At 64.1% G+C, this 15,232-nt stretch carries 10 protein-coding genes; 5 read left to right on the top strand and 5 right to left on the bottom strand.

The window, feature by feature from the left end; all coding sequences use genetic code 11:
* Nucleotides 1-73 precede the first annotated feature (73 nt).
* Nucleotides 74-1,489 carry a M20/M25/M40 family metallo-hydrolase gene (locus LZC95_00175; protein WXA95255.1) on the bottom strand — a complete coding sequence of 472 codons (1,416 nt, stop codon included), beginning with the start codon at nt 1,487-1,489 and terminating at the stop codon, nt 74-76.
* An 81-nt stretch (nt 1,490-1,570) separates the two neighbouring features.
* On the opposite strand from LZC95_00175, the gene LZC95_00170 reads away from it, so the two are divergent.
* The 4 genes from LZC95_00170 (at nt 1,571) to LZC95_00155 (ending at nt 8,364) form a co-directional block, all read left to right on the top strand.
* Nucleotides 1,571-2,416, top strand: a complete 846-nt coding sequence (locus LZC95_00170; GenBank protein ID WXA95254.1) for a hypothetical protein — start codon at nt 1,571-1,573, stop codon at nt 2,414-2,416.
* Nucleotides 2,417-2,611: 195 nt separating this feature from the next.
* On the top strand, nt 2,612-3,241 hold the full coding sequence (locus LZC95_00165; protein ID WXA95253.1) for a hypothetical protein: 630 nt from the start codon (nt 2,612-2,614) through the stop codon (nt 3,239-3,241).
* Between the two features lie 56 nt (nt 3,242-3,297).
* Nucleotides 3,298-6,639: a DUF2961 domain-containing protein gene (locus LZC95_00160; protein ID WXA95252.1), complete on the top strand. Its 3,342-nt coding sequence runs from the start codon at nt 3,298-3,300 to the stop codon at nt 6,637-6,639.
* 36 nt (nt 6,640-6,675) lie between these two features.
* On the top strand, nt 6,676-8,364 hold the full coding sequence (locus LZC95_00155) for an NPCBM/NEW2 domain-containing protein (protein ID WXA95251.1): 1,689 nt from the start codon (nt 6,676-6,678) through the stop codon (nt 8,362-8,364).
* Nucleotides 8,365-8,525: 161 nt separating this feature from the next.
* Here the strand turns inward: LZC95_00155 and LZC95_00150 are convergent, their stop codons facing one another.
* Nucleotides 8,526-9,986, bottom strand: a complete 1,461-nt coding sequence (locus LZC95_00150) for an OprO/OprP family phosphate-selective porin (protein ID WXA95250.1) — start codon at nt 9,984-9,986, stop codon at nt 8,526-8,528.
* Nucleotides 9,987-10,368: 382 nt separating this feature from the next.
* Here LZC95_00150 and LZC95_00145 point away from each other — a divergent pair, with 382 nt between their 5' ends.
* Nucleotides 10,369-10,971 carry a hypothetical protein gene (locus tag LZC95_00145; protein WXA95249.1) on the top strand — a complete coding sequence of 201 codons (603 nt, stop codon included), beginning with the start codon at nt 10,369-10,371 and terminating at the stop codon, nt 10,969-10,971.
* Between the two features lie 21 nt (nt 10,972-10,992).
* Here the strand turns inward: LZC95_00145 and LZC95_00140 are convergent, their stop codons facing one another.
* From LZC95_00140 to LZC95_00130, 3 genes are read right to left on the bottom strand one after another with little or no spacing between them, the layout of a single operon-like run.
* Nucleotides 10,993-13,002, bottom strand: coding sequence for a GAF domain-containing protein (locus LZC95_00140; GenBank protein WXA95248.1), 2,010 nt, complete (start codon nt 13,000-13,002; stop codon nt 10,993-10,995).
* A gap of 10 nt (nt 13,003-13,012) precedes the next feature.
* On the bottom strand, nt 13,013-14,035 hold the full coding sequence (locus tag LZC95_00135; GenBank protein ID WXA95247.1) for a PhoH family protein: 1,023 nt from the start codon (nt 14,033-14,035) through the stop codon (nt 13,013-13,015).
* 18 nt (nt 14,036-14,053) lie between these two features.
* Nucleotides 14,054-15,232 carry a UTP--glucose-1-phosphate uridylyltransferase gene (locus tag LZC95_00130; GenBank protein WXA95246.1) on the bottom strand — a complete coding sequence of 393 codons (1,179 nt, stop codon included), beginning with the start codon at nt 15,230-15,232 and terminating at the stop codon, nt 14,054-14,056.

The raw sequence follows: 15,232 nt of genomic DNA, 5'->3' as shown, positions 1-15,232 counted from the left end.
GGCCGGCGAAACGTTGGTTCGCCTCCAGAGCCGGAGACGCCGCCCAGTGTGGCACACGGCGCATGCCTCGGTTCTATCCGATCGCCTCAGCCCGCGTCCACGCCGTTCTGGCCACGCTGGACGCGAAGCCCGCGACGGCCTCATATATAACCTGCAGCCCCCACCGCAGGCCCGCCACCGGGATGCGCTCGTTGTGTCCATGATACATACGGGAAAAGACGACATCCTTGTGTGCTGGATCGAAGCGAACAGGGGCGAAACCGTAACACGTCGAGCCTAGTCGGGCATAAGCTTTGGCATCCGTGAACCCCGGGATGACGAAGGGGATCGGAACCGCCTCGGGCGCGTGGCGCCGGATCGTTTTACCGAGGTGGTCAAAAAGTGGGCTGATGGATGTCGTTTCCACGGGCGGAAGCGATCTCAACACTTCCAAGGTCGCATCTTTCCCGAGGACGGAGCGCAGCTCATCCAGAAAAGCGGCCTCGCTCTGACCGGGCAGGAGGCGCCCGTCGATGTCGACGGAAGCGCGCCCCGGAATGACGTTCACCTTGGAGCCCGCTCGAACGATGGTGGGGGTGGCGGTGTTCGAGAGGAGCGCCCCGAAGGTCCGCCGCTGATCGGGGTCTGCCACCAAGTGATCGAGGATGGCGCCCGCCACCGCCGGCACGGCGAGCAGCGAGAGCGCGCCGCGCTGAGGAAGCGGAAGCCGCTCCGCGAGCGCACGCAAAAACGAGGTGACGGCCGGCGTCGGATGCATCGGCAGGCGCGTGTGCGCGAGCTTGGCGATGGCCTCGGCCATGCGCACGACGGCGCTGTTCGGATCGGGCAAGGAGCCATGGCCTGGGTTGCCCTCGAAGGTGGCGCGCACCCAGCAGACGCCCTTTTCGGCGACTTGAATCGGGTAGAAGGTGCGCCCGAACAAGTGCAGCGAGAAGCCGCCCACCTCGCCGAGCGTGTACTCTGCACGGACTTCGTCGGGGTGCTCGTCCACGAGAAAGAGGCTACCGTCGGCGCATCCCGCCTCTTCGTCGGCGACCGCCGCGAAGATGACGTCGCGATCGAGCTTGCCATGCTGGTGTTGCGCACCTCGCGCGAGCAGGGAGAGCACGCACGCACTCATCGCGGCCATGTGCTTCATGTCGATGGCGCCGCGCCCCCAGAGATAGCCGTCGTGGATTTCACCCGCGAACGGCGGATGCTCCCAGCGCGAGGCATCGGCCTCCACGACATCGAGGTGCGCATTGAGAAGGATGGGCGGCTTCTCGCCGGTGCCCTTCACGCGGGCCACGAGGCACGAACGTCCCTTGGTACGCGTAAAGAGGCGCGGCTCGACGTTGGACTCGCGCAGAAAGTCCGCGAGGAGCTCGGCCGCGGGTGTCTCACCGCCGTCGCCTTCCTCGCCGGTACCGCGATTCACCGTCGGGATGCGCAGCAGCGATGCAAGCAAGGCCACGCAGCGATCGCCTTCCGCGTTCCAGTCAATGTCCATGGGGTTTAGGGTTTAGGGTCGAGGGTTTAGGATTGGAGCCGGCTCTCCTACCCTAAACCCTAGACCCTGACCCCTAAACCCTTGAATACGCTTTCCGTGTCGATGTTCGACGAAGACCTGCTCGTGCTCGGTGCCTTTCAGCGACGCACCGACGCGAACCTGCGCTGCGTTCGGCGCACGTCGGGGGGTGCCGCGGTCGAGGTCGGGGCCGGCACGCTTCACGTGCTGCTCACGCTCGCGCATCCGGCGGCGCTCGTTCCGTGCGATGCACTGCGCTTGGTGAATCGCTACGTGCGGCCGCTGCTTGCTGCGCTGACGACCCTCGGGAAAAAGGCGAACTACTTCGGGCGCGATTGGATCAGCATGGCCAAACGGCCGGTTGCGCACGTGGGCTTCGCGCACGAAGCGAGCACGGGACGCGCCGCCTTCGAAGCCTTCGTCGCCGTCTCGACACCGTTCGCGACGGGAGCACGCGCATCGCGCTCCTCGTTTCAAGACAAGGCCCCCGCGACGCTCGAAGAGGTGCACGCTCGCCCCATCGAGCTGGTCGCACTCGCCCGCGCGATCGAGCGCGCGTACGCCGAGGCCTACGGCGACGCGCTCGCGATCCTTCCGCGCACCGCACCACGCTGGGAGCCGGCACCGCTCGATCCTCCGTGGACCGCGATCGCCGAAGAGGCCATCGGCGAAATCGGCGCGGGCCCCGATGCGCAGGGCACCTTCCGCATCGGCGGCGACTTTCTCGCCTCGCGCGATGCCGTGGAGAACCTCGAGCGCGCGCTCGCCGAGCAATGCGCAACGCGGCCCATCACGATGGACGTCGTCCAGCAATGCGTCGAGTCGGCCTTCATGGTGCCCGACGTCGCCCTCGTCGGCGTGCGCTCCCCCACCACCCTCGCCGAAGTCATCGCAGCAGCATTGCGTTAGGGCTGTCTCCCCTCTTCCCCCGTGCCCGTGCCCGTGCCCGTGCCCGTGCCCGCTCATCGGCTAGGGCCGCGAGCCAGGTCCCTGGCTCTTCGGGCACGGGCACGGGCACGGGCACGGGCACGGGCACGGGCACGGGGGAAGAGGGGCAGCAGAGCATCCATTGCGTTCGCCGTCAGGCGATACACATTGCCAACCATGTCGAACCTGGCGCCGTTGTCCGCGTATTCGTCACTCTTCATTCGCCAACGGCGCGAGCTGGCGGAGTTCTTCGGCTACGAGTCACGCAACAAGTACGAGATCCTCACCACCGAAGGGCAGCCCATCCTGTATGCGGCCGAGCAGGGAAAAAGCATCGGCGCGATGTTGCTGCGTCAGTTCCTCGGCCACTGGCGCTCGTTCGAGCTCCACGTCTTCGACATGTACCGCAACCCCATCATGCGGGCGGTGCATCCGTTTCGCTTCTTCTTCCAGCGCCTCGAGGTGTACGACGCCGCGAACCGCTACATCGGCGCCATGCAACAGCGCTTTGCGTTTTTCAGCAAACGCTTCGACGTGGTCGATGCATCCGGCCAAGTGCTGTTCAGCGTGAGCTCCCCCTTTTGGCGTGTGTGGACGTTCCCCTTCGAGCGCGCGGGCCGGCAGGTCGCGGTCATCGCCAAAAAGTGGGGCGGTGTCTTGCGTGAGCTGTTCACCGATGCCGACACCTTTCGCATCGATTACGGCGCCGAACTAACCCCCGACGAACGCGCCCTCTTACTCGCCGCGGGGCTTTTCATCGATCTTCAATATTTCGAGCAGAACGCCGAAGATCGAACGAATCGATAATCGCCAATCACAAACGGTCCTTGACACATTCATCTTTCCGCATCATCAGGGGAAGGATGATTTCCCGATTGGCGTGGCGCCTATTTCCATATATCGCCGGTTCGGCTGTCGCGGTGCTGGCAGGTGCATTGCCGGCGTGTTCTGCGTCGCAAAATGGTATCGATACCATCGAGGAAAAAGACGGCATTTCGACGCCGTTATCCGAATCCGATCCGACAGGAACGCTGGCCGCCTCCGACAAAGGTCCGGTGGGTTGGGACACGTTTCGTCGGTTGGATTTGTTGCCCTATCTAAATGCCGGTGCAGACTCGCGCCAATTTTCGAGTTTTGCGCGCGACGGAAGCAACAATGATGGATTCTCTGGTCAATATTCGTGTTTGCGCACGGGTTCGACGGGCTGCGTCATTGCCGAAGAACGCGGTGCGGGCGAAATCGAATCCATTTGGTTCACGCGCGACGAAGGCAACGTCGCCGCAACGGGGCGGATCACCATCGAGCTGGATGGCCGCACGGTGCTCGCAGCCTCGCTGCAGGACGTGGTGAACGGCGCACTGGGTGCGCCCTTCGTCTTTCCTCTGGTGGCCAATGCGGATCAGACCTCGGGAGGCGTGTACATCAAGGTGCCGATGCCCTACCGCGACTCGATGCGGGTCACGGTGCAGAACAATCCGATCTTTTACCACGTCGGCTACCGCCACTTCGTCGATGCCACCGGCGTGAACACGTTCGATCCCGCCGATCGCGCGGAGGACGTGCTGGCCACCTTGCGTGCATCGGGCACGCGCGATCCGAAGCCCCCCGTGAGCAATGCGCTCACCTCGTCGGGCGGTGTTCCTTTGCCGGCGGGTCAGAACAGTTTGGTCACCAACGTCACCGGGCCGGGTTCCATCCGCGCGCTGCGCCTGCGCGTGCCGGATGCCGCCGCCACGGACGACGTGCTGAAGAACGTGCGCCTCAAGATCGCCTTCGACAACGTGACCACCGTGGATGCGCCCATCGGGGAGTTCTTCGGCTCGGGCGCCGGAGAATACGCGGTGCGCGCGCTCTTTTTCGCCATGGATAACGCGGCGGGCGGTTGGTACTCGACGTGGTGGCCCATGCCGTACCGGAACACGGCCACCATCAGCCTGGAGAACCGCACCACGCACGACATCAATGGCGTGACGTGGGAGGTCACGACGGCCTTCGATCAACAGTGGACCAATGCGCTCGCGCCAGGCGGCAGCGCAGGCTACTTCACCGCGCTCGCACGCCGCGGAAATACCTTGAACGGCGAGGACTGGGCCATCGCCAGCACCGTCGGACGCGGCAAATTCGTGGGCGTCTCCGAAACGAAGGAAGGCCCCAACTCTCGCCTCTATTTGGAAGGCGACGAGCGCGTGTACGTCGACGGGCAGGACTCGCCGCAGTGGCACGGCACCGGCACCGAGGACTTCTACGAGTCGGGCTGGTACTTCAACCGCGGTGTGTTCAGCAATTGGGCCAACGGCCTGACGGCGATGGAACAGGGCAACAATGGCTGCGCCGAGCGGTGCGATACGATGTACCGCCTGCTGCTGACCGACGCGGTCACCTACCACTCCGCGCTGCATTTCAGCATCGAGCACGGCCCGCAAGACGACATCGCCGCGGTGTACGGCTCGACGCCGTTCATGTACACGCAGCGTGGCACGTACTCGACCTCGCGCACGGATGCCATCGACGTGGGCGATCCAAAGAGCCGCAGCGCGCACGGGTACGCCGAGACGGGTGCGGCCAACCAGTACGACGTGGTGTCGGGCTACGAAGGCGATTTCGACAACGTGTCCATCCGCGACCAGGTGCGCTCCACGTCGGCGTCGCTGTCGTTCCGCGTCGCGCTCGATCCGGCGAATGATGGCGTGCTTTTGCGCCGTACCAGCGATCAGCAGCAGGCGTACCAGTCGGCGCAGGTGCTCGTGGACGGCGTCGCCGCGGGCACGTGGATCGAGCCGCTGGGCAATGGAACCTCGCGCTGGCTCGACGACGTGTTCCGGCTTCCTGCATCCGCCACGCGCAACCGCTCGCAGGTGACCATCACCTTGCAGCCCACGGCGGGATCGCCGGCCTTCTCGGCATCGCGCTACGTGGTGGACAACCTGGTTGCCCCATTCGCCGACACGGCGGCCCCCGCCGCGGTGGACGGACTCGCGGTGAACGGAGTCACCCACGCGCTGCGCCTCTCGTGGAACGAGCCAGCCGACAACGTCGGCGTGGCGGAGTACCGCATCTACGCGGCCACGACGTCGAACGTGCCCATCGACCCGAGCGCGCTGGTCGGCGTCTCACGCTTTCCCTCGTTTGCCCACGGCCCGCTTCGCGCCCGTGAGACGCGTTACTACCGCGTCGTCGCCGTCGACGGAGCCGGCAACGCAAGCCCGGCGTCCGGCGTCATCTCCGGCACCACCGTTCTTCCCATCCGGAGCGACTTCAATGGCGACGACCGCGACGACATCGCAACGTTCACGCGCGGCGATGCAGGCGACGTCTACGCCGCGCTCTCCAATGGGACGAGCTTCGTCGGCGACGGCGTCAAATGGCACGACTTTTTCGCCACCGGCACGGAGATCCCGTTGACGGGCGACTTCAACGGCGATGGCAAAACGGACATCGTGACCTTCACCCGCGGGGACGCGGCCGACGTCTACGTCGCGCTCTCGGATGGCAATGGCTTCGTGGGGCGCAGCGTCAAATGGAACGACTACTTCGCGGTCGGCACGGAGATCCCCGCGGTGGGCGACTTCAACGGCGATGGTTTGGACGACATCGTGACCTTCACGCGCGGGGACGCGGGCGACGTCTACGTCGCGCTCTCGAATGGGAGCGCCTTCATTGGCAATGGCATCAAATGGCACGACCGCTTTGCCATTGGCACCGAGTGGCCGGCCGTGGGTGACTTCGACGGCGATGGTCGCGACGACATCGTCACCTTCTTGCGCGGAGACGCAGCCGACGTGTATGTCGCGCTCTCCAACGGCGGCGCCTTCCTTGGGGATGGCTCCAAGTGGCACGAACACTTCTGCCTCGGCAACGAGATGCCCGCGGTGGGCGATTTCGACGGCGACGGTCGGGATGACATCGTGACCTTCACCCGCGGCACCTCGGCAGACGTGTACGTGTCGCTCTCGAACGGGACACGCTTCGTACAAGATGGTTGGAAATGGCACGACAACTTCGCAGCCGGCAGCGAAATCCCCGGCGTCGGTGACTTCGACGGCGATGGCCGTGCCGATATCGTGACCTTCACCCGCGGCACTGCGGCTGACGTGTTCGTGTCCCTCTCGAACGGTAGCGCGTTCGTGGGCAATGCCAACAAATGGCACGATCACTTTGCGACCGGCACCGAGTGGCCGCAACCGAGTGCCCTCTCCCCACTCTAGTTCCGTATAGTGCGGCGCCCGAAAGGGCAGGTGACCATGAGCCACCGGAATACCATTCGCCGCGCCGCACTGCGCAGCCTCATCACCACCACGAGCCTCCTCGCGATCGCGTGTTCGAGCGCGCCCTCCAGCGAGGAGGCCTCGTCACAATCGAGCGCTGTCCACGCCGATTTCGGGAGCCTCGCACCGAAGCCGCCGCTCGGTTGGAACAGTTGGAACAAGTACGGCTGCGACATCAACGAGGCGAAGATCAAGGCGGCGGCCGATGCCCTGGTCTCCTCGGGGATGAAGGACGCGGGCTACCAATACGTGAACATCGACGATTGCTGGGCCGAGTTGAACCGCGATGCCAGCGGCAACCTCGTTCCACATCGCACACGGTTTCCCGGCGGCATCAAGGCGCTCGCGGACTACGTGCACGGCAAAGGCCTCAAGCTCGGCATCTACACCAGCGCGGGCAGCCAAACCTGTGCGCGCACCATGCCCGGCGCGTTGGGGCACGAGCAACAAGACGCGAACAGCTTCGCGTCGTGGGGCGTCGACTACCTCAAATACGACAACTGCAACCACGACGGCACGCCCGCGAAGCAGCGCTACCAAGCCATGGGAACCGCGCTCGCGCAATCGGGCCGCAGCATCGTCTACAGCATCTGCAATTGGGGCGAGGAGGAGCCGTGGATCTTCGGCCCGCAGGTGGGTGGCGATCTGTGGCGCACCACCGGGGACATCAGCGACAACTGGAACAGCGTGCTGAGTCTTCTCGACCAGCAGAATGGCCTCGAGCCCTTCGCGCGGCAGAGCGGGTGGAACGATCCGGACATGCTCGAAGTCGGAAACGGCGGCATGACCACCACGGAATACCGCGCGCATTTCAGCCTATGGGCGCTGCTCAACGCGCCGCTGCTCGCGGGCAATGACTTGAGCGCGATGAGCGCAGACACCAAGGCGATCCTCACGAATCGCGACATCATCGCGGTGGATCAAGACTGGGGCGGCTCGCAGGGTCGCGTGCTTCGCGATCTGGGCAACGGCACGCAGGTGTGGGGCAAGCCGATGTCCGACGGCTCCGTCGCCATCGTGCTGTTCAACCGTAACGGCAGCACCAGCACCATCACGACGTCGGCCGCCGAAATCGGGTTGGGAGGGTCGAGCTCGTACCGGCTGAAGGATCTCTGGAGCAAGGCCGAGAGCACCACGAGCGGCAGCATTTCCGCGTCGGTGCCCAGCCACGGCGTGGCCATGTACATCGTGCGCCGCGAAGGCACGCTGGCAACCCCGCCCGCACCGGGAACGTACGCACTGGGCGACGCCACGTGGCTCACCTCGAGCAATGGCTGGGGCCCCGTCGAGCGAAACAAGAGCAACGGCGAAACCGCCGCCAACGACGGCCGCGGCCTGAGCATCGGCGGCACCTCGTACGCCAAGGGCATCGGCGTCCACGCGAACTCCGCCGTCCACGTGTACCTGGGCAAAGCGTGCTCGCGGTTCCGGGCCCAAGTCGGAATCGATGGTGAATCGGGCACCCGGGGCAGCGTGCGCTTCCAAGTCTACGGCGACGGCAAATTGCTCTCGTACACCGACGTGAAACGCGGCGGCCAAGCCGCGAGCGCCTTGGACATCGCCATCACCGGCGTCACCGCACTCGAACTTCGTGTCACCGATGCGCGGGACAACAAGGATTACGATCACGCCGACTGGGCGGGGGCCGAAATCGTCTGCAATTAGCGTCTGCGGCGAAAGGATCGTGCACGAGCGCGTGCGCGTGCACGATCACGTGCACGAACGACGAGCACGATCACGTGCACGTTCTCGTGGGCGTGATCGTGCTCCTGCACGCGCACGCGCTCGTGCACGTCTTCTAGCCTCTCTTAGCTCTTAGCGAATCCCTAGAAACGTGCCTGCATGACGGTCGAGAAGGTGTGAATGTTCTTCGACGGCGCGTCGGTGCCCGGGCGGTGCACGTTGTCGATGGCGAAGTCGTATTCCAGCATCAACTGCAGCGCCTTGGTGAAGTGGCCCACGGCGAGGAAGCTGTAGGTGTCGCGCGCGTTGTTCTTTTGCGCGGAATCGGGCGTGTAGTTGTCGTAGCGGAGACCGAGCGTGGCCCACTCGCTGAAGTCTTGCTCGAGGCGCACGAAGAAACCGCGCTCGTCTTTGTTGCCCACGTCATCGTTGATGTTCGCCGGCATGTTCGGCAGCGCAATGGCCGCAGAGTAGCGAAGACCACGATCCAGGTTTTGTGCGAGGGTAACCTCCGAAAAGAGCTTCGTATTGCCCAGGCTCTTGAAGAACTTGTGATGAATCGCTGCCTCGGCATTCCACGCCCAGCGCTTGTACGTCTTGAACTTGAGCGCCGCCCCGTCGACCAGCGAGCCATGGCCGTAGTAGCCGCTCGTGCCCACGTCGAAGGGACCGAAATTGTAGTTCACGCGCCCCACCAGATCCTTGCCGTGATCCAGATCGGGCACGATGACGAAGTTCCGCTCCGACTCCGTCGCGCCGTTCACCACCGCGGCGCGGATATCGAGCTTCTTGTCCAGCGCGGTCGTGTACGCGCGCACACCGGTGTCGAACTCGCCTGGTATCAGGTTCTGCTCGGACCAGCTCCGCTCGATGAACGGCCGATCCGAGTCGGATTGAAGGACCTCCCAGCCGAAGGGAATCTTGAAGATGCCCAGCCCGATTTCCGTTTTCACGTCTTTCGACCACGGAATCACGGCGACGGCCTCGATCTGACGCGCGATGGTTCCCGTGCCCGAGGCCGTTCCACCGGCGGGGAACGGATCGATTTCGAAGATGACCTTCGCGTACTCGGTCGGCGTAGCCTCCACCTTGAGGCGCGCGCGACGGATGCGAAACGTGTCGGGGTTCGTCGTGTAGCCGTCCGAACGCGCGATCGTCTGATTGGCCGAGACCCCTTGCGGAAGCCCGCTCGCGCCACCGGCGCCGACGTTGGGCGAGGCCGCGTCGTTGTACCACTGCCAGATCAACTGCGGCTGAACGTAGCCGCTGAACTTGATCTTCTCGAGCCACTCGAGGGCCTTGCTGCGCTTTTCTTCCTTCTCGGTCATCGCAGCGACCTTGGTTTCGAGCGCGCGCATGCGCGCATCCACGTCGGAGCCCGCTGCGGCCGAGGCACTGCCCTCGCCCGCCGGACGCGCCGACTGCGCACCGAGATCCGAACCGCTCGACGACGTGGGAGCGTTCGACCATTGGGAATTGGGGGGAGCCGTCTGCGTGGACTCCTGTGCGGTCGCCTCGTAAGCTGCCGTCAGCGACACCGCGGAAAGAAGTAGAGAAAGCGCGCGCCGTTGCGCGCAGCGGCGATAGGCAAACATGAGCTTCATGATGTTGCCGCGCTCATAACACGCGGTTTTTTGCCCAAATGTCGCGTTGCTGAGGCACATGAGTGACGGACGTGTGACGCACGTCCACGAAGCCTCACCTTTTCACCCGCGTTTTGGCCATCCTGTGAAGCGCGGCAGTTCGACATCCGCGAGGCCTCCCTGAACGACAGTTAAGATTTCGACAAACCCTCATGTAACGCGCTCTTCGGAGTCGTCGCAAATGCGAGCGATGACTCGCATTTTCTTTTTCCCTTTCCGACGGAATCGCGGGTTGCGCATCGCCGTCGACCGCTATAAGGATCCTCGTAGCGCGCAATTCGCGTCGTGTACGCGGCGCTTGCGCTTGGGAAAAAACGCCCCCTTTTTCATTGGGAGGAGGAAAATGGCAATCGAAGCAAAATCGGGCGCGGCCCTCGCGGCGGCGCTTGGGGTGATCCTCGTTCTCGCACTCCCAGGGTGCGGATCGAGCGATGACGGGAATGCTCCGGCGGGCGGCGCGCCACAAGAGCAAAACAACAACAACGATGTCCAACTTCCCGAAGTACCGGCGGGCAAGTGGGGCGTCAATGCCATGGTGAACGACTCGCAAATCCAGTACGGAGACGCAGCAGCGCGCCGGAAAGGCACGGAAAGCTGGGTCAACGCGTCGCAGTCTTCGGACCCGAACGTGGGCGATCTTCGCCTGAAAATACCGGGCAGTTCCGCCGTCCAGGTTCCAGTCTTGGCGCCTGGTGATTACGGCTGCGAAGGCATCAGCATGACCTTCGACGGCGACGGCTCGTACTCGGTCGACAACGCGAAAAAGAAGGACCCGTCGGCTTCGTGCACGTTGAAAATCGAAGCCAGCGACACATCGTCGGTCAAGGGCACGATCAAAAACGTCACGCTCGTCAACGACAAGGGCGCTTCCGTCAAAATCTCCGCGCGCTTCAGTGCACAAGTGCGCAAGCCGCTGAAACCGGCACCGCCGCCAGCGCCGCAGTGAGTCTCGCAGCTCCGCTAGCGGTCAGCGGAAAATCAACGAAGCCGGCACGGGATCGCAGAGTTCCCATATCCGCGCTTCCCTGAACACACGCACCAACACGGCGTCGAGATGCCCATCTTTTACGCCGTATTCGAGGATGTCGATCGCGCGGTCGATCGGAATGGCCTTCTTGTAAGGTCGGTCGGCCGCCGTGAGCGCATCGTAGATATCCGCAATACTCATCATCTTCGATTGCACTGGAATCTCTTCCGCGCGCAGGCGATTCGGATATCCCGTACCGTTGAGCCGCTCGTGGTGCGCGCCCGCAATCAGAGGAACGCGGCGAAACATCTTTCCCCACGGGATCTGGGAAAGAAAATTGAAGGTGTGCGTCACGTGCGATTTGATCTCGTCGTATTCCGCCGGCGTGAGCGAACCGCGCTTCACTGAAAGCGAAATCACCTCGTCGTCCGCGAGCAGGCGCCGCACGTCGCCGCGTAGATCCGTGTACGTCTCGTGGGCCAGCTGCTCGATTTTTTCGAAGTCGCCCGCTGCCAGAACCGTGGGCTCGTTCGCGTTGACGATCGATTGAAACGAAGCCTCGAGCTCGCCAAGTCGCGACGAAAGCTCCCGGTCCAGATCCGCGAGCTCCGACGACTTCGCGCCGCGCTCCAGCGCGCGCACCTTGCGCCGTAGCACGTCCGCCTCGATGGACTTGCCCACGAAATCGAAGCGCGCGCGAATCAGGTCGAGCTGCTCGTCGAAGAGCTTTTTGGCCTTCACCAGAACGCGTTCGCGAACCCCGATTTTTCCGAAGTCGTGAAGCAGGCTCGCGTATTCGAGTTCGCGAATGTCCTCGCGGCTGAAAAACGCATCCGCATACGGTCCGGTGCTCTCCTTGTCGACGGCCTTCGCCAGCTCCACGGTGAGATCGGCCACGCGGCGCGAGTGACCGCTCGTCGTCGGATCGCGCGACTCGATGGCCTCCACGCTGGCCTTGACGAAGCCCTCGAAGAGCATCCGAATTTCGTCGTAGAGCAGCGTATTCTCCAGCGAAACGCCGGCTTGCGCCGCGAGCATGCCGAGCAGCTCTTCGCTTCGTTCGTCGAAGGGGATGACCTGCTCCTCGAAGTCCTCCGGCGAGAGCAGGAGCTTGTGCGGCTCTTTCTTCTTGTTGATGAGCGAAATGACCCCGATGACCTCGTCGCGCTGGGAAATCAGCGGATAGGTGAGCATCGATTTGGTCAAATATCCGATTTTCTGGTCGAAGCTTTTGTCGAATCCGTACGGCGACCCCGGCGGTAATTCGTAAACGTCGGCAATGTTGATGGGCTTTTTGCTGCGAGCCGCGCTGCCGGCGATGCTGCGGTTGGACAGCGGAATCACGAACTCGCGCGCATCGAAATGCACCGAGTCGTTCTGCGTGAGCTTGAAGCGCAGGCGCCGGTTTTTCTCCTCGCCCTCGACGACGTAAATGCTCCCCGCATCGGCGCCGGTGATGAAGCGGCTCTTCTCCAGGACGACCGAGAGAAGCTTGTTCACGTCGCGCTCGGTGGTCATCGCGCGGGCGATGTCGACGAGCTCGGCCACCTCGTAGCGGTAGCGACGCAGCGAGCGGGCGCGGCTTTCGGCGTGCACCTTGGCCTCGAGGAGCTCGAGCGCGCGGAAGACGGCCACGTGGAGCTCGTCGGGCGAGGGCTCCTCGGAAACGATGCTCGCCAGGCCCTTGTTCATGGCCTGCGCAAAGTCGCCCTCGCGCGGGTGGCCCATGAGCACGAGCATCGCCCCCTCTTGGGCGAATCGGTCCGAGAACGGCTTGAGGAGCTCGCGCCCGCGGTCCCACACGATGGCCGGCGCCACCAGCACGATGTGACTGTTCTGCGCGACCATCAAGAGCAACGGGTGCGGGCTGCTCACCCAGTGCGGCGGAAGGCGGCCATCGTGGCGAAGAGCATCCCCCGCCCGCGCGAGGCGAGCCACGAGTGCGCCCATATCCGCCGCTCCCCCCGTCATGCGCTCCGTCGCGGGGCCCCCATCATCGCCGTAGGACATGGCTGCTCCATCATCGTGTTTCGGAAGACTGCGGGGCCGTTCCCGCCCTCCGCGTCGAATCGCGCGACTCGTAAGCCAAGATGATCTTTTGAACGAGGGGATGCCGCACCACGTCCACGTCCGTGAAATGGCAGAAGGCAATGCCGGGTACCTTCCCGAGCAGGTCGCGCGCCTCGGCCAATCCGCTGGAGCGGCCCTCGGGCAGGTCGACCTGTGTCACGTCTCCCGTCACCACGGCTTTGGAATTGTATCCCAATCGGGTGAGGAACATGCGCATTTGATCCGACGTCGTATTCTGCGCTTCGTCCAGGATGACGAACGAGTCGTTCAGGGTGCGCCCGCGCATGAACGCGAGCGGCGCCACCTCGATCGCGCCGCGGGTGATGAGCCCCTGGGCTTTGTCGAAGTCCATCATGTCGTTGAGCGCATCGTAGAGCGGGCGCAGATACGGATTCACCTTTTCGGCCAAATCGCCGGGCAAAAAGCCAAGCTTTTCACCAGCTTCCACGGCGGGACGCGTAAGCACGATGCGCTTGGCCGCGCCCGATTTGAGCGCGGCCACGGCGCACGCCATGGCCAAATACGTCTTGCCCGTCCCCGCCGGACCGATGCCAAAGGTGAGATCGTGGCTGCGAATGGACTCCACGTACCGCTTTTGCGCCATGCCACGCGGCCCAATGGGACGCCGCGCGGAGCCCAGGGTGACCACGTCCTCACCGCCATCGCGGTCGAACGCGAAGATATCCGAGAGGCGCCGTTCGGGGTCTTCGCGCAGCATGCGCAGGGCGCGGCGCATGTCGACGGTATCGACGCGGATGCCGCGCGTGGTGAGCAGATTCGCCGATTCCGAGAGGAAACGCTCGACCAACGCGACGGCGTCGGGCTCCCCTTGAATGAAGATGGTATTGCCACGCAAACCGACTTGGACGTCCGCTTCGCGCTCGATGGCGCGAAGTTTTTCATTCTGCGGGCCGCTCAATGTGAGGAGCGTGCCCATGTCGGCAATTTCGAGTTCGGAGGTAATGCTCGTCATTGGGTTTCGAATCGGACGTTAGGGGAGAAGGATACCGCGGCTTCGAGCGACTTCGAGGATCGTGTTTCGGCGCGCCTCGAGCTCCTCGCGGTCTTTGACCGGAAGGAACCGCGATGCGGCTCCGCGCCGCGGTACACGAACATAGGCCGCACGCATGGCGCCGGTAAGCTCCTGAAGCAGCCGTTCGAACTGAATGGCCGGCTTGCCGTCGACATTTTTTTCGACCTCGAACCAATTCCACGCAATGTCGGCGGTTTGCAGCGCCTCGGCCCCCACGACGAAGGTGTTCGTATTGAATACGGAGACTTTGGTCGCATCGAAATCGCGAGGAAGGCGAAATTCTTCCAGGACTTGCAGCTTGCCGAGCGCATGCACCGGAATGCCGCCCCGGTCGCCCGGATCCTTGTCGGTCACTTCGCACATGACGTCGACGCGCTGGCCCTTCGTGTGGTTCTCGATGAACAGGCCCAGCAAAACCGGATCGATGGTCGCGCCCAAGTTGTCGAGGTTGGCGATCCAGACGTATCGCCCACCGGCGGCCAGGAAATCGCGTAGCAGCCCGGATCGCCGCACCGCGTCCACGAGATCGCCGTGTCCCGGTGAGTAGAGGCTCGGCCGACCATCGGCGCCGCGAAACAGGTGCCCATCGGGCGTGAGTCTCGGGCCGAGATCCTGCAGGAAGGTCTTCACGTGCGCGCCAACACCCGCCTTCGAGAGCGCACTGCGCGTGGGCTCGTCCGTGGCATCGCTGGTCATCAGCCAGAGCGGCACCGGCTTGCCCGCGCGCTCCGACCAGAGGCGATTTTCACGCAGACGCACGTCGAGGAACGTGTGCCCCGGCGTGACCTCGACCAGCGCTTTGACGACGCCGCCCATGCGCGTGGCCATGCCGCCCGCGAGCACCGCGAATGCGAGCTCTCCCTTTTGCAGGGCCTCGAGGCCGAGCGCCTCGAGTTGGCGGTGCCGCTCCGATCCAGGCTGCGGAATCGACCATATCTCGTCCTCGGATGGAGGCTCGACCGGTCCAGGGACACGGTTGCGCTTATCGCGTCGCTCGGCAGCGGTTCCCTGCCCCAGGTCCTTGGCCAGGTGCAAAAGGCGCGCTGCATCGAAGCCGGCACGCGTAAGCCGCGCGTGAAGGTCGGGGTCGATCGTATCGAGCTCTTCCTGCAAGTCGTGAGAGGGGTGCGGACTCAT

Source organism: Sorangiineae bacterium MSr12523 (assembly GCA_037157775.1).
In the GTDB taxonomy this organism is placed as follows: Bacteria; Myxococcota_A; Polyangia; order Polyangiales; family Polyangiaceae; genus Pendulispora; species Pendulispora brunnea.
This window is presented reverse-complemented; position numbering and strand designations above follow the sequence as displayed.

Bases quoted from the DNA above. Each gene is read 5' to 3' on its own strand.
- LZC95_00175 (WXA95255.1), bottom strand. From the start codon at position 1,489: ATGGACATTGACTGGAACGCGGAAGGCGATCGCTGCGTGGCCTTGCTT.
- LZC95_00165 (WXA95253.1), top strand. From the start codon at position 2,612: ATGTCGAACCTGGCGCCGTTGTCCGCGTATTCGTCACTCTTCATTCGC.
- LZC95_00160 (WXA95252.1), top strand. From the start codon at position 3,298: ATGATTTCCCGATTGGCGTGGCGCCTATTTCCATATATCGCCGGTTCG.
- LZC95_00155 (WXA95251.1), top strand. From the start codon at position 6,676: ATGAGCCACCGGAATACCATTCGCCGCGCCGCACTGCGCAGCCTCATC.
- LZC95_00150 (WXA95250.1), bottom strand. From the start codon at position 9,986: ATGAAGCTCATGTTTGCCTATCGCCGCTGCGCGCAACGGCGCGCGCTT.
- LZC95_00145 (WXA95249.1), top strand. From the start codon at position 10,369: ATGGCAATCGAAGCAAAATCGGGCGCGGCCCTCGCGGCGGCGCTTGGG.
- LZC95_00140 (WXA95248.1), bottom strand. From the start codon at position 13,002: ATGTCCTACGGCGATGATGGGGGCCCCGCGACGGAGCGCATGACGGGG.
- LZC95_00135 (WXA95247.1), bottom strand. From the start codon at position 14,035: ATGACGAGCATTACCTCCGAACTCGAAATTGCCGACATGGGCACGCTC.
- LZC95_00130 (WXA95246.1), bottom strand. From the start codon at position 15,232: ATGAGTCCGCACCCCTCTCACGACTTGCAGGAAGAGCTCGATACGATC.